Raw genomic sequence first — 20,404 nt, 5'->3', positions numbered from 1 at the left:
GACTTAAGGGGTGGCAAGGGCAAGGCGTCGCGAAGCGACGGCAGCCCTTGAGATATTGCTTGAATGTATCGCTTTGTTTGTGCTGTTTTGATATCCCCCCGGCGCTTTCAGCGCCACCCCCCCTTAATAAGAGGGGCGTAAAACCCGGGTTCGCCGCTCTACCGCAAAATTTTGACAACCAGCATCATTATTTAGGCGGGCGGGAAATCCATTCATTCATGCGGTTTTTTACAAAGGTTTTTTGATCGGGCTGCATTTGTAACAGCCAATGGTTTGGGTTGTCGTCATCGCGCCATTCATTGGTTCCATTTTCAAAAATATGGTTGCGCCCGTCTTTTTGCATGATCCAATACGGCCCATCAGGTCGCACGGCGTATAGCACCGCAAATAAGTCCCAACTGGGGCGCGCAGGTTTGTCGCCAAGATACAATTGATACGCTCTCCTCACGGGATTATTCTGAGGCGTATTTTTCAACGACTCGCCCGTGAGCACGTCGTTGCCCAGTCCACTGAAGATAATTAAACCCGGCCACTGGTTCGCAAATTTTACCGACGCCGCAGGGTCTGGCTTAAAATTGCCAAACACCCCGGGGTCTAAGTGGCGGGGATAGCGCCCGCCCATACAAACCACCATTTTCACTTTATCTTTGATTAACTCGCGCCCGGTCAACGGGCTTTCATCATCAGGGCCGCTATCCAAAAGATGCGCAAGGTTGGTGTTATAACCAACAACAACAATCACAACGCTGTGGCTTTTTTCTTTGGCGAGAATGCGTCGATAAACGGAGACGGCGTCGGGCGCGTCGTCATTCGTTTTGATCTCGCCTGGAAATTCTTCTGCAATTTGTTTTGCATAGCGGGAGCCGCGATTGATATCAGCGCCCGGTTTTTTGGGCGCGCCGATAGGCAGGCCAGGACGATGGTAGTAGGCATTGATTGATCTGACGCACGGCGCTGAATAGGGGAAGTTTGAACTGACGACGGTTGCGAGAATTTCCGCTTCACCGAGATCGGCGAAATGGTGAAGCAACGCCATCGCGCCGGCGTCGTCGCAATCCGTATCCATGTCTGTATCAAAGATAATGCGCACCGGGCCGCTATGCGCAGATAAACCAAGAAAGGCCACTAGACAGAATACAATGAATGGGCGCGTACGTTTTGGCAATTCCATCGGCGGTTCCTCAGGCGCATCGCAACGGCGTTGAAAAATGCGCGGCCTCTCTTACAGCGCTTTCACGCCAGCAGGGCGCGCAGTTTTTCTTTTTGGATTTTACGCGTTGCCGTCTTGGGCATCTCTTCAATAAATTCAAACGCGACCGGGATTTTGTATTCGCCCAAATGTTCGCGGCAATACTTGCGCAGTTCCGATTCGGTAATTTCTTCGCTGACTTCTTCTTCGAGTTTCACAAACGCATACGGAACTTCGGTGCGCAGTTTGTCAGCTTTGGCCACCACCGCCGCTTCGGCCACGCCGGGATAGCGCAGCAGGGTTTCTTCGATTTCGCGCGGGTAAATGTTTTCGCCGCCGCTCACGATGATGTCTTTGCTGCGGCCCACGATTTGATGCTGCCCGCTTTCATGGGCAAGCGCCAGGTCGCCGGTGCGCAAGAAGCCGTCAGGCAACATCACCGCCGCCGTCGCTTTTTCGTTTTTATAATAGCCCTTCATTACCAGGTCGCCGCGCACGCATAGTTCGCCGACTTCGCCCATCGGGACGGGCTTGCCTTCTTCGTCGCGAATTTCGACTTCGACATCTGGCAGCGTCGGGCCGATGGTTCCAATCTTGTTATTATCAGGACGGTTCACCGCGACGGCGGGCGAGGTTTCGGTCAGCCCGTAGCCTTCGAGAATCGGATGCTCGAACGCCTTTTGAAACGCCGCGCCGATATCGACCGGCAAGGCGCCGCCGCCCGAAACGGTGATACGCAGATTGTGCGCTTCGGGCGCATTCTCAGGCGCGAAACGCGCCAGCATCAAAAACATCGGCGGCACCGCGATCAGGATAATGCTTTTCTCAGTGAATATGGTTTCGAGTAATTTTTGCGGCGCAAACTGCGGGAACAACAAGACGCGCGCGCCGTTCAGCAAGGCGCCGAACAGGATCACCGTCATCGCGAAAGTGTGAAACAACGGCAATACGCACGGAAAGGTATCCTTTGAATTAAAATCAAACACCTCGGAAAACGACGCGTAATTTGAATAGATGTTCTTATGGGTGAGCATGACGCCTTTGGGGTCGCCGGTGGTGCCGGAGGTATACAAAATCATCGACAGATCGTCGTCGCCCACTTGCGGGCTGAACGGCGCAGGGTTGGGCGCTTCGGTCGCGAGCAGATCGGCGACAGAGACGATTTCTATGTCAATCTCCGCTTTCGCTTGAGCGGCTTTGGCTGACTCTTCCATGTACGGGTCATACAACAACACCTTACATTCGCCGTGCGTCAACAAGGCCGCCAGTTCTTCCGGGTTCAACAACGGATTGAAGGGCACCGCGACATGGCCCGCGCCCAAAAGGCCAAACAACGCCAGCGGAAAATACGGCGTATTCGGAATCAACAGCGCAATGTTTTGCCGCTCTGTTCCAAACCGCTCCACCAGTTGATGGCCGACGACGTTGGAACGCCCCAGAAGTTCGGTAAACGTCATGCGGCCCATTTCGCCGTCAAAAGCAATTGAATCTTTATATTCGCTGCACGCATGCAGCAATGCGGAATACAATTCCATCATACATCCCCACGACGGATAAAATTAATTGGTCAATTACATAGATGCTGAATTAAGGGATTTATGTTACAAGGAAAAAACGCTCGAGTTCAGGGCTAGGCGCCGTTTCGCACAAAGCAAATTTCAAACACCACCGCTTCGGGCGGACATAAAAAACGGGGACGCGTAACCCGGCTCGAGCCGAACCCGTTGGTAGTGAAATGCGTCATGCCATTGAGGCGCGTCAGCCCCGCTGCGAACGCGCGCGGCGCCTGGGTGCGCGTAACGATCGGCCCCCAAAACGGCGCACAGATTTGCCCGCCGTGCGTGTGCCCGCAAAACGCCATGTCGGCGCCAGTCGCCGCGATCTGATCGTAAACCTCCGGCGCATGAGCCAGCGCCAAACACGGCAGCGACGCGTCGTAGCCGTCAAAGGTTTTCGCGACGTCAGCGCGTTTTAAAAATGGATCATCCAAACCCGCGATGATAATCCTCTCGCCGTCCACTTCAATGTCCACGCGCTCATTCACCAACACCTTGACGCCGATGGATTGCAACCCGGCGATCAAACGGTCTGCGTCGTTGTATTTCCAGGTATTTTTGTTGGAGAACCCCGGGATAAAATCATCGCCGCGAAACAACACATAATCGTGGTTGCCCATCACCGCATACACGCCGTACTTCGCCTGAAACGGCTTGAGCGCTTCGACGCAGAGATCAATGCCCGAGTCGTCGTCGATCATGTCTCCCGTGATAAAAATCAAATCGTATTGATTTTGCGCCAGACGGTGCAACGCGTCGCGGCGGTGGGTTTGTCCTTTGAAAAAATGAAAGTCGGAAAGGTGCAATAATTTCAACGGGCGAACATTCGGCCCCGCCAATTCGACCCGAAGAGTTCGCGTTCGGAAGCGGCGCGGTTCGATAAACCACCCATAGACAGAAAGGCCGAACACGACAGCCGCTGCGGTCGAAAGCCACATCATCAGTAGCCTACCGCCAGCCCTTCGCCGCGCCCGTCTGAATAGCCCGCAAGCACGCCGTCGGGCATGGCTTCGATGCCGCAAGCAAAGCCGATTTGGTCGCGTTCATTCAGCGTGTAGCCCATCTCAATCAAGCGCTTGCGGGTGTCGAATGAGAACGCCTGCGGCTCATGGGTGATCTGGTCGGGCAGCCATTGGTGATGAAAGCGCCCCGCGTCAATCGCCTCGCGGATATTCATATCAAACTCAACGCAGTTGAGAAAAATTTGCAGGTTGGTGGTAATAATGGTCGGCCCGCCGGGGGTCCCCATGGTCATGTCAAACTTGCCGTCTTTGAGCACGATAGTCGGCGTCATCGCGGACAACATGCGCTTGCCCGGTTCGATTTTGTTGGCTTCCATCTGCACCAGGCCAAACATGTTCGCCGTACCCGGCTTGGCGGTGAAGTCGTCCATTTCATTGTTCAATAAAAACCCCGCGCCTTCGACCACCGCGCCCATGCCGAACGAACCGTTGAGCGTGTAGGTAATCGCCGCGACATTGCCGTCTTGATCGACGACGCAGAAGTGCGTGGTTTGTTCCGGTTCAAATACGCCCGGCTCCACATTTTCGCTTTTGCCTGCTTTGCCTTTGGGGATCATGGCGCGGCGCTGGTCGAGGTATTCGTCTGAAATCATCTGCGCAACCGGGACGTCAACGTAGTCCGGGTCGCCCATCCAGCTATTGCGGTCGGCGAAGGCGAGGCGTTCGGCTTCGACCACCAGTTGGGTGTAGCCTGACGAGTTATGATGCAAGCCCGCGACATCGAACGGCTCGATCAATTTCAACACCTGCGCCATCACCACGCCGCCCGAGCTAGGCAGCGGATGAGTAATCAATTGGTAATTTTTATAATCGAACACAAACGGCTCGCGGTATTTGCAGCGATAATTCATCAAATCTTTTTTGGTGATGATGCCGCCGTGTTGCTGCATATAGTTCGCGATGCGCTCCGCCGTCTCGCCTTGATAGAAACCGTCGGCGCCTCGGTCGCGGATGCGGCGCAGGGTGGCGCCCAAATCGCGCTGCACCAACTTGTCGCCAAACGCGGGCGGCTTTCCATCAGGGAAAAAGACTTTCGATGTCGATTCAAAACGCCGCAGAAATTCTTCTTGATACGCCAGATGCCGCGACAGGCTGTATGAAACGTCAAAGCCGTCTTCCGCCAAACGAATGGCGGGGTTTAACACCGCCGCGCGCGGCAGGCGCCCATAATCTTCTTGAAAGCGCAGCAGTCCCTGCGGTGTTCCGGGAACGCCCGACGCCAGTAAGGTTGCGGTGGAGAGATGCGAGTCAGGGTCGCCGTTTTCGTCGAGATACATGTCCGCCGTCGCGGCGCCCGGCGCCATCTCGCGAAAGTCGAGGGTGATGGCTTTTCCATCGGCGGTGTATCCGGTCAGAAAGCCGCCGCCGCCCAGGTTGCCCGCCGCCGGGTAGGTCACCGCCAGCGCGAAGCCAATCGCCGCTGCGGCGTCGAAGGCGTTTCCGCCTGCGCGTAAGACTTGCAGGCCCGCTTTCGCCGCGTTGGGTTCGGGCGAAGCGACCATCGCGTGACGCGCATAGACCGGCTCAAACGCGCCGCCATGAGTCAATGGCGCGAGCCATAATACCGCGACGAAGAATAGCGACATAAATTGAGGATGAATTGGTTGTTTCATAATACCCTCTTCAGCGATTTGTACGCTAACGGTTTAGAAGCCATCTCAAAAAAAGATACCGAATTGAGATTACGGCATATCAAAAATGGACAATCTTATTCAGGCATGGGTGCAACTCTGGCAGCGCCTGTGCAAAAGGGCCTGAAAGCTCGCACCGAAGCGAGTAGAGTTGCGCCCATACCAAACACAAAAAAGAACAATACCTTTTTGAGATGGCTTCTAGATTGACTTCCTTTATCTGAACCAGTTTAGCTATACCATGTTGCGACGACAACCTGCGATTGAAAGAAGCGCTCCCAATGATGCATGATATCCTGCTCGCCGCTCTTTGGTATGTGACGTTGACCGCGCTCGGCGCCGCCGCGCTGCCGCTGTCGATGCGGGTGTTTAACCGTATGCCCGAAGGCGGCATTCTGCTGGCGCGGCCCTTGGGTTGGATGTTGGTTACCTTCATCGCATGGCAGTTGGCGTTCATCGGCGTTTTGCCCTTTAGCGCGTTCGGCATTGTGGTTTCGCTTCTTCTGGTCGGCGTTGCGTCCGCTTGTTTTTTCATGCGCAAACGCGACTGGATGCTGCGCCGATTGAAAACCTGCTGGCGCACCGCGCTCAACGGCGAGATCATCACCTTGTTCGTTTATGGGCTGGTGTTGTTCATGCGCCGCTATGAACCCAACATCGACCATACCGAAAAGCCGATGGACCTGATGTTTCTCAGCGGCATGATAAACAACACCCAGATTCCACCGCCTGATCCGTGGTTTTTTGGCGGGACGATCAATTACCATTACGGCGGCTACATGCTGCATTCGGTGATCGCCAAACTGACGGGAATTTTGCCTGCGTTTGCTTACAACCTCTCTGTCGCAGCAGTGGCGGCGATGGCGGCGGCGGTGGCGTTTGTGTTGGGCCGCGAGTTGTTCGGGCGCTGCCGCTGGGGCGCGATTTCGGTCGCTTGCACTTTGTTTGCTGGCAACCTGGCCGCCTGGAACATCGCATTGTCCCGCGAACAAATGCCGCAAACACTATGGCAATGGCGGTTCCAATATTTGTGGAACACTTCGCGCGTCATTGTTGACCCTGACGGAAATACCATCAACGAATTTCCCTTCTTCTCGATACTGTGGGCCGACCTGCATCCGCATTATTCTAACATCCCGTTTATCTTGTTCTTTTTCGTAATAACGTATGCGATATTCGCATCGCTTTCGCGCATGACGCTCTTGCGTTTTCTCAAACGCGAATGGCCTTTGCTGGGAGTCGGCGCCGCGTCGATGGCGCTCATCATGCCGACCAATTTGTTTGATTTTCCCGTCGGCGCTTTTCTGCTGGCGGGCTGCGTAGGTTCGGCGGCCTATATCGCTTGGAGCGTCGGCAAGCGCTCGCTGCTTCGCGCGACGTTGCTCAAAGTGGTTATCGTGTTGCCGATTATTGGCTATCTGTTCGCGGCGCCGTTCTGGTTGAATTTCGTCAGCCCGCTGGGCGACAAGGTGGTGCAGCCCTCGCCGCATAACACCACGCTCTATCAATTCTTGATGGTATTCGGCATCCACACGCTGGCGGTGTTGTACTTCTTTGCTCTGCGGCTGCCATCCGCGTTTTATAAACGCAGCCAGGAAGAACTGGGCGCATTGATCGCCATCATCGGCATTGTCGAAGTTATTCTCTGGGGATGGACCGGGTACGTTGCGGCGGCGGTCGCCCCCACGATTGCGATTCTGTTCTTGCTGACCGCATGGATGGCGGCGACCCCGTCCAGCCCGCTGGCGTTGCGCGGCAAGGCGCTGCAAGTCGAAGTGTTTTGCCTGATCGCCTGCGCGTTGGCGTGGTCGCTGATCGCGGGTTGCGAGTATTTCTTTCTCAAAGATAATTACGGCACCGCCCGTATGAACACGCTGTTCAAAATTCATTATCCGGCGTGGCTGCTGATGGGCGTCGCGCTGCCGCCGTTGGTTTATCACGCGGCGAAACGCTTGCCCAAAACGTCCCAGCAAATCGGCGCGATGGTTCCAGCAGTGTTAATTTTATTGATGGCGCTGGCAGGCCCGGCCTACACGCTGGCGTCGTTCATGGGCATCAAAGAAGAGCGGGTGGTCTCTCTGAACGGGCTGGGGTATATGGAAAAATACAACCCCAACCTCTACAAGATCATTCAATGGCTGGACGAAAACGCCGACCGCGACGCGGTGTTGCTGGAACTGCCAGGCGGCGGTTATGAACTCGACAGCATGGCGTCCGCCGCGACCGGACGCTCCAGCCTGCTGGGTTGGCGCAACCATGAATACATCTGGCGCGACGCCGAAGGCGACAAAGAGGTTAGCGAACGCTTCAACGAAGTGATGACGGTTTTAACGACGCAAAATTGGGCGCTCGCCCAGCCTATACTCGAAAAATACGGCGTCGATTATATTGTCGTTGCGCGTCCCGTGAATCAAGAAATGCAAAACGCGCTGGCGAAAATTCTCGCAGGCGCCTTTCGGCAGCGCTTAGAGCCGATCATTCAAGAAGCGGGGCCGTATGAGTTGTATCGCGTCCCGCAAAGCAGCGCGGAGTAAAAAAACATGCAAGGCATTTTAGTCGAAATCATCGAACACAAACGCGCCGAAGTCGAAGCGCGAAAGGCGCAGACGCCGCTCGAAGCGTTGATAGAGCAGGCGCAGTCGGCGCCGCCCTGCCGCGACTTTCACGCCGCGCTCAAACGCGACCCCGACGGCCCGCTGAAACTGCTGGCGGAAATCAAAGCCGCATCGCCGTCGGCGGGTTCCATCAATAAAAATTTTGACGCTGCTGAAACCGCCCGTCTGTTTGAAGATTGCGGCGCATCGGCGATTTCTGTCTTGACCGATCTCAAATATTTTTCAGGAACCGACCAGCATCTGCAGGCCGCCAAAGCAGCGGTCTCGCTGCCGGTGTTGCGCAAAGACTTCACCATTGATGAATATCAGCTCTACGAAAGCCGCGCCATTGGCGCCGACGCCGTGTTGTTGATGGCGCAGGTGTTGCCGCCGGATGATTACAAGCGGCTCTACGACAAAGCCGACGAGCTGGGGCTGCACGTCCTCGCCGAGGGGCATACGGTAGAACAAATTGCGTTTCTCGCCTCCATCGGCGCACAAACCATTGGCGTCAATAACCGCGATTTTGAAACCATGACCGTCGATCTGAATACCACCCTTTCACGACGGCGCCTGGTTCCATCTGGGCGGGTGGTGGTCAGCCAGAGCGGCGTGTTTACCCGCGATGACGTAGCGCGGCTCGAGACCGTGCGGGTTGACGCCATCCAAGTTGGAACCTCCATTATGAAATCAGGCGACATGAAACAACAAATCGCCGACCTGATTGGCTAGCGTGAAAACAAACGGCGCCTTCCGAATTGCGCCCGTTCCCCGCATAATGAAACCAAAATTTAGTAAAATCATAGACCGATTATTTTGGAGGTTTTCTGCATGGCTTCTTCCCTTCGATTGAGCCTGTTTGCTGTGATTGCCCTTTGCCTGGCTTCATGCGGCGTGACGGAAAACATCAGCGACACATTCAAGAATGTATTCGATGGAAAACGTAAAACGCTGGCGACGCAACGCCTGTCTGTTTTTGACTACGAAAACGCGCTGCGCGGCGGCATCGCGGGCAAAATGATCGGCGCCGCCTATGGCGCGTCCGTCATCGCTCAACCCAACGTGGCCCCATCGGACGTTGTCCTGCCCGCCTGGAACCCCGATTGGACCACCCGCGCCCTCGAATCGGAAACCATCCTGCCGTCGATTACGCTGTTTGAGGCGATGCAGGCCAAGGGCATCAGTATTTCACCCACGGAAGCTGCGCTCATCTTCGCGCGAACGCCCCATTCCTACACCGGCGGCAATCAGGCGGTGCAGCAGAATATCCGCGCGGGCATCATGCCGCCCGACTCAGGGCGCCCTAAGTACAACCCGTTCGCTGACTCGCCCCATTTTCAAAATAACATCGACATTCTCGCCATGCTGTCGCCGGGGATGCCGCAAACCGCGATCCGTTTGATTCAACCGTACGGCGAAGCGTTTGCGTACGCCGACGGCGTCTATGGGGCCAATTTCATCGCCGCCATGCTCGCGACCGCCATGATGAATGACGACGTCGCCGCCGTGGTCGAAAGCGGACGCGCTTCGCTTCCGCCCGACAGCCGCTACGCCCAAATGGTCAGGGCCGTGGTCGATTTTCACCGCGCCAACCCCAACGACTGGGCCGCATGCGCCCGCATGGTGATGGAGCGCGGCGGCGGTAATAGTGAATCTGCTGCGCAAATCGGCGGCTATGTCGCGCTCAGCCTGTTATATGGCAAGGGCGATTTTGAAATGACGCTTTACTTATCGTCTCGCTGTGGACGCGGCGATCCACGACCCAGCGCCAGCGCCTGCGGCGTGTTGGGCGCGGTATTAGGCTATGGCCGTCTGCCCGAAGCCTTCGCCTCCGGCGTAACCCGGTACGCCAACGCCGCATTCTTGTTTAAAGGACACAGTCTAAACAGTTTGGTTTCAGCCAGCGTCGATCAAGCCCAATTGGTCATCGAACGGCGCGGTGGAACAAAACAAACCCTCGGTCAGCGCGAATATTTTTCGGTGCCGATTGAAACCGCGTATACGCCCGACCGTCGCGTAACATTTGATCGCGGCGGCTTCGAAGCCGAATGGGCCACTCTCGACACACGCCGCGCTGACCAATTTTTTGCGCGAGTGCAAAAAGAGTTAAACCAATGGCAGCCCGACTGGACGCTGCTCAACTGCGGCGGACAAATATACGCAGGCCGTTGGGACGAGTATGAAGGCCGCGACAACGTCTTTGTCACCGCCCCGGTTTCGCGTGAAGTCCCGGCGCGTATGACCCGCTCCGTCGCGGTGCCCGGCGGTTCGCCCAAACTGACGGTGATCGCGGGCGCATCCAACCTCGCCCAAAACACGGGATGGATTCTTCGCGTCTTCGTCAACGATCAAGTGGAATTTGAAAAAGCGGTCATTGGCGAGAAACACCAAGCCAATTGGCAGGAGTTTAAGATCGACCTGTCCAAATACGCCGGACAAACCGTAACCCTGGCGCTCGAAAACGGAACCAGCGTGTGGGACTTATCGACGGCCTATTGGGCGCGCGTCGATATCAAATAAGAACGAGAACCATTCTAATCACACGACAGGGGCGCAGTATTTTGCGTCCCTGTTTTTATGTCTGTTTCTGGGAGTAAAATGCTCGCCTTTAGGCGACGACTTTCGTTTGATACATTAAGTTGTGTCATCGCGAGCGACGCGGCCTGCCTGCCGCAGGCAGGACTCGCTTTTGAAATCCCCCCTGGCGCTTACGCGCCGTCCCCCCTTAAAAAGAGGGGCATAGGTTAGGCGTTGGGTTGGGTGGCGAGCCAGGGCCGAATGAAATGAGACCAGCCCTTGAAGGCAGCCGCATAAATGCGACTCCGTTTCTCATCTTCGCGGCTCGTCGGGAGACTCGCCTGCGGCAGGCAGGACTCGCTTTTGAAATCCCCCCTGGCGCTTACGCGCCGTCCCCCCTTAATAAGAGGGGCATGTGTTAGGCGTTGGGTGGCGAGCCAAGGCTGAATGAAATGAGACCAGCCCTTGAGGCGTTTCTAACCCTTAAATCAACGTATCTACTTATATTTAGGCCGACTCACGCGCGGCATGGTGGTCAGCAGTTTTCGCAAGTAGGTCGAGTTTAATTGCGTACGCGACCATTTGATGGTATGCAGCGCGTATTGATCGGGCAGCCCGTCAAACGCCACTACGTCATATTCTTCAATGAACTGATGTAAGTCTGGATGCAGTTTTTCTAAGGTCGCCTGGGTAATCAAAATTTCTTCCGACTCGGCTTTCGACTGGGTCGATTTGCCGATGCGCATGTCTTTGCTCTGCAGCAGTTCCGAGCCTTGGAACACCACTTCGCCGACGTGGATGCCGATTGCCGCTTGCACCTTTTGTACGTCGCGCACTGTCATGTTGCGCTTAAACAATGATTGCAAAATTTGAATCGCCGCGACGGCGGCGCGGTCGATGTTGTCGACCTCGTAGCCGGCAATAATCTGGTCGCCTTCGCAACTGCGCAAAAATTCGCACCCCTGCGAAGTGAACGCTTTGTTGCATATTTTCTGATATTCTTCGATGAGGCGGGTGGCTTCGCGGTCGCCGTAGCTCCAAAACTTTTTGGTCGAGCCGCACACGTCAATGTAAACCATCGCCCAATCATGGCTGTGGCGTTCGCTGACGACGGGTTTGACTTTATCTTTTTTCAACGCCGCCAATTGATCTTTGATGCTGGGTTTTTTGCTGGAGACTGGCGCCGAGCCGATATCATCATGATAGGCTTGATAGAGGTCTTGCGGTTCGGGAATATTTTTAAGATCAAAAGTTCCGATTTTTTTAAATTCAAAATCCGCCGAAGCGCGCAGGATTTTATAAATCTGCGACGACACCAGAATTTGGCCGGGCTGGGCTTTGCTTTTGACGCGGGCGGCCATGTTGGCCGTATTAGACTGAAGCAAGGCGCCGTCTTTGTAGACAACGTAGCCCTGGTGAATACCGAATGCGGGTTTCAACGGCGTCTCCGCCGGGCGCGAATCGTTCCATTCGTCCAGATATTTCAATACAGACTCCGCCGCTTTTAGCGCGGCTTCGGGCGTATCAAAACAGGCGATAATCTGCGGCCCGCCGGTGGGATCAATAAAGGTCGGCCCATACTCTAACAGGCCCTCGCGGGCGTGAGATTGATAATCGGCGAAGATAGCGTCTGCTGCGTTGCTATCCATTTTCCAGACATCATTGGCGGACGACGAAACATCAATGAATATGATCGTCCACAGCTGTTGGTTTTCGTCGCGAAAGGTTTGTTCGACCCGGTCGCGGGTCTCCAGCGCTTTTTTTAAACGGTCTTCGAGTTCGTTTGAGCTACTGGAGCTGCGGTTAAACGATTGAGCGTCACGCATTGGTTGTATCACCCTAGTGTGTTAAGTCTGTTGTTCTTACGGTGTCGCCCAACGTAGTGATATTACAATGAAGAACAGAAAAAAAGAAATTATTGCGACCAAACCACATATAGCATTTCAGAGAAATGAAAACCTAAATTTCTATCATTTTCGTGAAATGATAAATCCAGTTCGATCATTTGTTAGTATTGAGAAATTATATAGTAGATGAAAATCGGTCTATTCTATAGTTTTTTATCACAATCTTAATAAAAAAACGGTTCGTCGAACAGTTCGTAATCGCAGACTTTCATTTAAGATAAAGTCTAAATTGAGAGAATTTATATATAAAACTAGTTAAGGTATTTTCCATGCAACCGTTTCATTATGTTACTGGACGCAAAAATTACCCTATGTGTAATTTCAGGAGGGAATTTTTTGCGCGAAGACTTTCTCCGGGCGGTTAGCGTTGTTTCGTTACATGCTATTTATTTCTGGTATTGAGTTGACTTTATTGCAATGTTTTTATTGAATGCCTGATAGAACGACCCTGGAGCGTATGACAAAACACAGTGCATTAAGCGCGCCCGTAGGGCTCAGCGATAGATACAGTGATGAAAACTCAACCCGCACAGTATTCTAACAACCACTATAAAATACTCACTTTAAGAAATTGGCGCCTATTCTTGCACGGAACTTGCGATAGAATTGTTTTGTATTGTCTGTTTTAATTGTTAAATGTTTTGTCGTGATCTATTACATGATGGGCGTTTACTCTCTGCCCTCTAGTGGTTGCCCGGCTATTACGCCGTAAATCAAGCAGCGCGAGACTGACTTTTGAAGAATCCGTTTTCCAACTCGAACGATCTTCCGTTCACTCTCAGCGGTAAACCTGACCGTATATCCCAAACTCTGTTTGGGAAGTATGGCGAAGAAAAACGCTGGGAAGCGCTAGACGCCATTTCGGCGCCGGGGCAAACGCCGTGGCACCATCGCCTATTGTTATGGATGATGGCCAGCGAAAATCCCGACATGCGAGACCGCTGTTGGGAGATCCTCGATCATTCTAAAGTCGACTTTGATATGCTGATGAACGAGCTCTCATGCCCGATGTGGCAGGTGAGGGTCGGCGGCATTCGTTTACTGGCGAAAAGCGGACGGTTGGATATCGTCCGCTATCTGGTTTCCGGCATTGAAGATTATCATCAGGAAGTGGTCGACGAAACCAAGCGCAGTCTGACGACCTTGATTAAAAATGGAGTCTCCCGGCGCGAACGCGGCGAGCTGCTGCGCGAAGAAGTTGAAGACGCGCTGACCGCACTCTATCAACCCTTATTCGCCTCGAAACGCTCGCCGAAATTTCAGGCGTTGCAGTTTTTGTTTAAAGTCGCCCCGCTGGATGAAGACCTGTTCTGGGAGATGTATCTCAATCTCGAACTGCCGCAGTATTCGCTGTTTCATGAAGAGTTGGTGCGCTATCAAACCGACGGTTCGATGTCGGTAATGTATCACGGTTTGTTGCAGCAGAACGAAGCGGTTGTTTCGCGCTTGACTGGCTTCCTGGCGATTGCGGTGCGCAACAGCGGCGACAATGTCACCCACCATCTCAACGCGATTCGTAAATTAAGCCGCGACGAGTTCGTCAAGGTGGCGTTCGTCTTACAGCATTACCGTATCCTGGTCGAATTTCAGGGCCTCATCAAACACATGAACCCGCCTGACCGCATCGTGTTGTTTGACCTGCTTGAAGCAGTCGGCGCCGAGCAGAACCTGGCGTTTCTGTTGCGCTGTTTGCAATTAGACGACTCGCGCATCCGCATTCGCGTATTAAAAATTTTGGGCGAGAGCGAAACGCTGGGCTTGCGCCATGAAGTGTTTGAATTTTTGACCGACACCGACGAACAGGTTTTGCTTGCGACCTTGCGTTACTTGCAAAAAAAAGGCGACCTGTCGATTCTGGAAAAAATCTCGCACCTGACCCGCAGCAAGAAAAAGAAAGTACGTCAGGGCGTTGTCACCACCATGTTCAAGATCGTCAAAGAAATGCTGCTGACGAATTTTGACACCTTCACCAACCAAAAGCGCCACAAGATTTTAAAGTGGTTGCAAAAGATGAAGCCCACTTTCTTCAAAGAAATTGTGTATCTCTCAGAATCTCCTGATGAAGTAGACCGCATTCGCTATTTAAAGATGCTCGAAGCCAGCGAACTGGGCGAAGCGATGGCCGAATACCGCCGCATGGCGAAAGACCAAAACCCCAAAATTCGCGCAACCTCCATCATTGGGTTTGGGCGCATCAAAGACGCTGACACCCGCTTTCGTCTCGCCAAACCGTTCTTTTCTGACCCTGACCCCCGTGTTCGCGCCAATGCGTTTGACCTCTTGCCCGACGAAAAGCCCGATAGCGATGACATGATTGAACTCGCGAAAAAAGCCGCCGAAGAAGGCAACCGCAGAGAATGTGGAAACGCCCTCGCAAAATTATTGAACTGGGGCTTCAAAGAATACGAAGAAAAATTGTCGGAGCTCTTGGATAGCGAAGATGAGTTTACCAAAGCCAGTGCGCTTTGGGTGTTGGGCGTTGCGAAAGGGATGGACCATTTGATTAACCATCTCCGCGACGCCGCCAATGACAAGCGCGCGTCTGTACGCGAGATGGCGGTGCGCGGCATTGGCTTGAAAGGGTCAGAAGAAGACCTGCGCGCCCTCATGCCTTTCCTGCAAGACCCTGACCGCAACGTGCGCGTCGCGACCCAAAAAGCGTTGCGCAACCGCTTGAATCTATCCTTTGAAATCGCCTGAGCCTAAACCTCATGGATGCTCGCCCCAAACGCAAACGCGCGGTGGCATTAAAATATGACGCCGAAGACAAGCAGGCGCCGACCGTCACCGCCAAAGGCCAGGGAGAAATCGCCGAACGCATCATTGCGCTCGCAGAACAACACGACGTTCCGCTTTATGAAGACCCCGATTTGGTTGAAGTGTTAAGTTCGATTGATTTAGGCCGGGAAATTCCCGAAGACCTCTATAAGGCGGTCGCAGAAGTGTCGGCTTTTGTCTATCGGATGAATGGGACGTTCTCAAAAACTTCCTAACTTCAGTGCAAAAACCGGTTGACTTGACATTTCTGTTGTGATAGAACATAGTAACCGTTGGTCGGGGAGGACTGCGTAAGCCCTCATGCAAGTGCAGTCACATCCCATTGCTCGAATGACGCAGAGCAAAGTCACGGCTTTATTATCTATTATTTGTCAGACCTGAACTGCGTCATAAGAGTAGGGGCTTCGCCGAAAGGCGAAGCAAACCGTAACGATTTACAAAATCAGAAAGGTGGTGAAATGGGATGAAAAAACTGCAAGGGTTTACGCTAATTGAGCTTCTTATTGTTGTTGCCATTATCGGCATCCTCGCCGCGATCGCCGTGCCGAATTTTATGAACGCACAGGTTCGCGCGAAAGTTGCTCGGGCAGAGTCGGAAATGCGGAATATCCAGAATTCACTGGAATCATTCTTCATCGACAACAACGGCTATCCGTTCATGGATAGCGACCGTCTGCGCAGCCGTCGTCAGTACAAAGGTTTGACTGAGCCTGATGTTAATGTTGCTCACATCATGATCGGTACTGGCAGTAACGCTCGTCGTTTGTACCTGACCACTCCGGTCGCGTACATTTCGTCGCTTCCGTTCGACCCGTTCCACGGTGATGGTACCACATGGGGCTATGGCTATGGTTCCAATGGTCAGAGTTATTACATTCTGTCCAGCTGGGGCCCAGACCAACAAGACGGTCTCGGCAGCACAGAAGGTTTTGACGAACGTGAATACACCGGCGCTCGCTTCACAGACACGCGCAAGGTTGGTGTTCGTGACAGCAAGTATCTGCTTGGTCAGTTCATCTATAACGCGTCAAACGGCATCACCAGCGACGGCGACATCTTCCGCGTTGGGCCATAATCACGCATTGTTGCAAATCGTTTATCAAGAAAGCCGGTGGAATTTTCCACCGGCTTTTTTCGTTGTCCGGTTCTAGAAATAAAAACATCGTCTTTAGGCAAAGACTTTAGTTGTGTCATCGCGAGCGCAGCGAAGCGATCTCGCTTGTCGAATAATGAGATTGCTTCGGTCGTTTTACTTCCTCGCAATTGACACCTCAGTTGTAGGGTGGGTTCTTAACCCACCAGAAATCCCAACCGCCGCCTTGGAAACGAGGCGGCGGTAGCCCTTGAAGCAGCGAAACAAAAATATATCAGCCCTGTAGGGGCGCAACGCGTTGCGCCCGAATCCCCCCTGGCGCTTTAAGCCGCCTCTTCCTAAAAAACTTGTGACAACTTTTTACGATTACACTATTGTTAGTTCGGACAAAAAATCCGATACTTTTTAACAGAGCAAACTGTGTGGGTTTTATCTATCTAATTATCCGCTCATACAGCGAAGTGAAGTTGACATAGATCGCAGTTGATCGTCTCAAGTCGACGCGCGGTTCCAACAAGGGCGATATCCAATCCTGGACTCATTCATGAGTCATACGCCCAAGATGGAAACGACGCCGACAGCCTCACCCGGCGCGGCCCTGTTTTGGAGCCGACCCTTGGAGGACAAGATCATGAGACGATCTGGTTTCACGCTTATCGAGTTGTTAATTGTTGTCGCGATTATCGGCATTCTGGCCGCCATCGCCGTCCCGAACTTCATGAATGCGCAAGTGCGCGCCAAAGTCGCGCGCGCTCAGTCCGAGATGCGCAGCATCCAAAGTGCGCTCGAAGCGTTTTACATCGACAACAGCGGCTATCCGCCCGCTGACTGCTCAAACCGGTTGCAGATGCGCCGCCAATATCGGGGCGTTGACGAAGACCCCAGCGACTGGGTGGTTGACTTCGTCCATATTATGGTCGGCTCAGGCAGCAGCGCCCGCCGGTTTTATCTCACCACGCCGGTTGCGTATATTTCCTCATTGCCTGCGGACCCGTTTCGCGGCGACGGCAATGAAGAAGGCTATGGCTATGGCTCGAACGGACAGAGTTATTACATTCTGTCGAGTTGGGGCCCCGATCAGCGCGACGGCAACGAGATCGAAGAACTGTTTGAATGTCATTACACTGGAGCGCGTATCAGTGACCGCAACAAGGTCGCGTTCCGCGAAAGCGAACAGTGGCTTCTCCAGCACGAATACAACCCCTCGAATGGAATCACCAGCGACGGCGACATTATTCGCGTCGGCCCGTGAATGAAATGCTACAACTTACTCCCTCTCCCAGTGGGAGAGGGTTGGGGTGAGGGAACTGTTATAATGATTGGCGCAAGTGAGAATCAAAAAAAACGGAGCGCAACAGTCTGCGCTCCGTTCGGTTTTCCAAAATTAATCCGGCTTACAAAATATAGCGTGAGAGGTCGGCGTCGTCGACGATGTCGCCCAGTTGCTCTTTCACATAGGCGCGGTCAATGGTGACCGTCTGCCCCGCCATGTCGGTCGCTTCAAACGAAATATCTTCCAACACGCTTTCTAAAATCGTATGCAGACGCCGCGCGCCGATGTTCTCGGTTTCCTGATTAATGGTCGCCGCCATCGCCGCCAGTTCTTCGATGGCGTCTTCTTTAAAATCAATGGTCACGCCTTCGGTCTGCAACAGGTTTTCATATTGACGGATCAACGAGTTTTTCGGCTCGGTCAGAATGCGCTTGAAGTCGTCTTCGTCGAGGTCGTCGAGTTCGACCCGAATGGGGAAGCGGCCCTGCAGTTCCGGCATCAGGTCGGAGGGGCTGCAGCCGTGGAACGCGCCCGCCGCAATGAAGAGAATGTGGTCAGTTTTAATGAGGCCGTGTTTGGTGTAAACCGTCGAACCTTCGACCAACGGCAGAATGTCGCGCTGCACGCCGGAGCGTGACACGTCCGGCCCGGAGCCGCTGTCGCGCCCGACCACTTTGTCGATCTCGTCGAGAAACACGATGCCCGACTCCTGCACTTTATCGACCGCGTCTTGAGTAATTTCTTCCATGTCGAGCAAGCGGTCGGCTTCTTCCTGAACTAAAAACGGGCGCGCGTCCTCGATTTTCATCTTTTTGCGTTTGCGCTTGGAGGGCATCATCTTGTCGACCATGTCGCGCAGGTCGATACCCATTTCTTCCAGCCCCATGTTGGGGGGAATGCCGACCACGACGTTCTTGCCGCCATCCTGCACTTCAATCTCAACCTCGCGTTCTTCCAACTTGCCTTCGCGCAGCATTTCGCGAAAGCGCTCGCGGGTCGCCGCCAGCCGCTTCTCGGGCGTTTCCTGCTCCACGGCGTTTTCAGTGGACGACGGCGACGGTTGGCGGGGAAAATTATTTGGCACCAGCAGATCAAGAATGCGTTCTTCCGCGCTTTTCTCAGCGGCGGCGGTGCAGGCTTCTAGCCCTCTTTGGCGCCCGTGAGTGACCGCCATCTCGACCAGATCGCGAATGATCGACTCCACGTCGCGCCCCACATAGCCCACTTCGGTGAACTTGGAGGCTTCAATTTTAATGAACGGCGCGTCCTCGAGTTTGGCCAGCCGCCGGGCGATTTCGGTTTTTCCGACGCCGGTCGAGCCGATCATAATGATGTTTTTGGGGTGGATTTCTTCTTGTAATTCATCGCTCAACAAACGCCGCCGGGCGCGGTTGCGCAAGGCGATGGCGACCGCTTTTTTGGCGTCGTCCTGGCCGATGATGTATTTATCCAATGCGGCGACGATTTGCTTGGGCGTTAATCCAGGGACAGCGTTGGTTTGGCTTACGACAGGGACATTGGGGGTATCAGTCATTCTTTTTTCGTTTCTTCCTTGGTTTCGCTCTCGTCTTCATTGGGCAGCGTTTCGACGGTGATGGTGTCGTTGGTATAGACGCAGATTTCCGCCGCCAGTTTCATAGCTTCGATTGCAATCTCTTTTACAGGCATTTCGGTGAATTTCAACAGCGCTTTCGCCGCCGCCTGAGCGTAGGGCCCGCCGGAGCCAATCGCGATCACGCCGTCGTCCGGCTCGATCACGTCGCCAGTGCCTGAGATCACCAGGGTGCGCTCAGCGTCGCAGACGATCAACAGCGCTTCGAGATGGCGCAGCATCTTGTCGGTGCGCCATTCTTTGGCGAGTTCGACCGCTGAGCGGGTCAGGTTGCCGTTAAATTCATCTAACTTGCCTTCGAATTTTTCAAACAGGGTAAACGCGTCGGCGGACGCGCCCGCGAACCCAGACAAGATCGCGCCCTCAAACATGGGGCGGACTTTTCTGGCGCTGGTTTTCATCACCGTATCGCCCAGCGTCACTTGTCCGTCGCCTGCGATGACCACTTGGTCGCCGCGCCGGACGGAAAGAATGGTTGTCGCGTGAAAGGAGCCGCCTTGGCGGCCAGGTTCAATCATCATCTATATGAATACTCCATTTTCCGTGTACTCAGAAATCAATTCTGGCATCCACTTCTTACAACGAAAAAAAGCGCCAATCGTTACATTGTAGTCACCCCAACCCGAAAATGAAAACGCCGCAGCGCGTACTGGAGAAAGCGATCACCGCGCAGAGAACGACAATCATCACTGCGAGCATCGAATCGCGTATGCGGCGCGCCCTCTTTCCAGCCTCCACACGCGCATTGTATTGCCTCTGTGGACAGAGGCGCTCCAGGGTCCAATGTCATTGACTTAAGGGGTGGCGAGCCAAGGCGTCACGAAGCGACGGCAGCCCTTGAGATATTGCTTGAATGTATCGCTTTGTTTGTGCTGTTTTGATATCCCCCCGGCGCTTTCAGCGCCACCCCCCTTAAAAAGAGGGGCGAAAAGCCTGGGCTCCGAGTCTTAAGTCAATGACATTGCTCCAGTGTCTGGCGCCAATTCTTTTAAGGTTCATCCGGTAAGCGAGTACTTGCCTTGATGGATGGGCATTTTTTTGATTCAGAAACGGGCTCCGGCATATCAAAAATTGATAAACCAATCAAGCATGGGTGCAACTCTGGGAGCGCCTGTGCATAAGGGCTTGAAAGCCCGCACTGAAGCGAGCAGAGTTGTACCCATGCCTGATACAGCGAAAGATCAAGAATTCACGAAAAAGCGTCAAAAAACGCAATTCAATTTGTGATAAAG

The 20,404-nt window shown here is 53.8% G+C and carries 14 protein-coding genes; 7 read left to right on the top strand and 7 right to left on the bottom strand.

What is annotated here, in order from left to right:
- Window positions 1-187 precede the first annotated feature (187 nt).
- The 4 genes from P9L94_15155 to ggt all read right to left on the bottom strand — a co-directional run bounded on the left by P9L94_15155 (window position 188) and on the right by ggt (window position 5,380).
- The gene (locus tag P9L94_15155) at window positions 188-1,171 is read right to left on the bottom strand and encodes a nucleoside hydrolase (protein ID MDP8245421.1); all 984 of its coding nucleotides are present in this window, start codon (window positions 1,169-1,171) and stop codon (window positions 188-190) included.
- 62 nt (window positions 1,172-1,233) lie between these two features.
- Window positions 1,234-2,727, bottom strand: a complete 1,494-nt coding sequence (locus tag P9L94_15150; GenBank protein MDP8245420.1) for an AMP-binding protein — start codon at window positions 2,725-2,727, stop codon at window positions 1,234-1,236.
- Window positions 2,728-2,819: 92 nt separating this feature from the next.
- Window positions 2,820-3,686, bottom strand: a complete 867-nt coding sequence (locus P9L94_15145) for a metallophosphoesterase (GenBank protein ID MDP8245419.1) — start codon at window positions 3,684-3,686, stop codon at window positions 2,820-2,822.
- Complete coding sequence (gene ggt, locus P9L94_15140; protein ID MDP8245418.1) at window positions 3,686-5,380, bottom strand: gamma-glutamyltransferase; 1,695 nt, start codon at window positions 5,378-5,380, stop codon at window positions 3,686-3,688. Before ggt ends, P9L94_15145 begins: the two co-directional genes overlap by 1 nt.
- Window positions 5,381-5,679: 299 nt before the next feature.
- Between ggt and P9L94_15135 the strand changes: the two genes are divergently transcribed.
- From P9L94_15135 to P9L94_15125, 3 genes are all read left to right on the top strand, one after another.
- A complete protein-coding gene (locus P9L94_15135) occupies window positions 5,680-7,932 on the top strand; it encodes a DUF2298 domain-containing protein (GenBank protein ID MDP8245417.1) in 2,253 nt (750 codons plus the stop codon).
- Window positions 7,933-7,938: 6 nt separating this feature from the next.
- Complete coding sequence (trpC, locus tag P9L94_15130) at window positions 7,939-8,724, top strand: indole-3-glycerol phosphate synthase TrpC (protein MDP8245416.1); 786 nt, start codon at window positions 7,939-7,941, stop codon at window positions 8,722-8,724.
- A gap of 99 nt (window positions 8,725-8,823) precedes the next feature.
- Window positions 8,824-10,512, top strand: coding sequence for an ADP-ribosylglycohydrolase family protein (locus P9L94_15125; GenBank protein MDP8245415.1), 1,689 nt, complete (start codon window positions 8,824-8,826; stop codon window positions 10,510-10,512).
- Between the two features lie 494 nt (window positions 10,513-11,006).
- Here the strand turns inward: P9L94_15125 and P9L94_15120 are convergent, their stop codons facing one another.
- Window positions 11,007-12,335, bottom strand: a complete 1,329-nt coding sequence (locus tag P9L94_15120) for an adenylate/guanylate cyclase domain-containing protein (protein ID MDP8245414.1) — start codon at window positions 12,333-12,335, stop codon at window positions 11,007-11,009.
- An 816-nt stretch (window positions 12,336-13,151) separates the two neighbouring features.
- Between P9L94_15120 and P9L94_15115 the strand changes: the two genes are divergently transcribed.
- The 4 genes from P9L94_15115 (at window position 13,152) to P9L94_15100 (ending at window position 17,539) form a co-directional block, all read left to right on the top strand.
- Window positions 13,152-15,116, top strand: coding sequence for a HEAT repeat domain-containing protein (locus P9L94_15115; GenBank protein ID MDP8245413.1), 1,965 nt, complete (start codon window positions 13,152-13,154; stop codon window positions 15,114-15,116).
- A gap of 11 nt (window positions 15,117-15,127) precedes the next feature.
- Window positions 15,128-15,409, top strand: a complete 282-nt coding sequence (locus P9L94_15110) for an EscU/YscU/HrcU family type III secretion system export apparatus switch protein (GenBank protein MDP8245412.1) — start codon at window positions 15,128-15,130, stop codon at window positions 15,407-15,409.
- Between the two features lie 248 nt (window positions 15,410-15,657).
- Window positions 15,658-16,269: a prepilin-type N-terminal cleavage/methylation domain-containing protein gene (locus P9L94_15105; GenBank protein ID MDP8245411.1), complete on the top strand. Its 612-nt coding sequence runs from the start codon at window positions 15,658-15,660 to the stop codon at window positions 16,267-16,269.
- Between the two features lie 649 nt (window positions 16,270-16,918).
- On the top strand, window positions 16,919-17,539 hold the full coding sequence (locus P9L94_15100; GenBank protein ID MDP8245410.1) for a prepilin-type N-terminal cleavage/methylation domain-containing protein: 621 nt from the start codon (window positions 16,919-16,921) through the stop codon (window positions 17,537-17,539).
- Between the two features lie 142 nt (window positions 17,540-17,681).
- Here the strand turns inward: P9L94_15100 and hslU are convergent, their stop codons facing one another.
- Both hslU and hslV read right to left on the bottom strand, forming a co-directional pair.
- Window positions 17,682-19,094: an ATP-dependent protease ATPase subunit HslU gene (hslU, locus tag P9L94_15095; protein ID MDP8245409.1), complete on the bottom strand. Its 1,413-nt coding sequence runs from the start codon at window positions 19,092-19,094 to the stop codon at window positions 17,682-17,684.
- Window positions 19,091-19,690, bottom strand: a complete 600-nt coding sequence (hslV, locus tag P9L94_15090) for an ATP-dependent protease subunit HslV (GenBank protein MDP8245408.1) — start codon at window positions 19,688-19,690, stop codon at window positions 19,091-19,093. The genes hslU and hslV overlap by 4 nt, the downstream gene beginning before the upstream one ends.
- Window positions 19,691-20,404 lie beyond the last annotated feature (714 nt).

Source organism: Candidatus Hinthialibacter antarcticus, from assembly GCA_030765645.1.
GTDB classification, from domain to species: domain Bacteria; phylum Hinthialibacterota; class Hinthialibacteria; order Hinthialibacterales; family Hinthialibacteraceae; genus Hinthialibacter; species Hinthialibacter antarcticus.
This window is presented reverse-complemented; position numbering and strand designations above follow the sequence as displayed.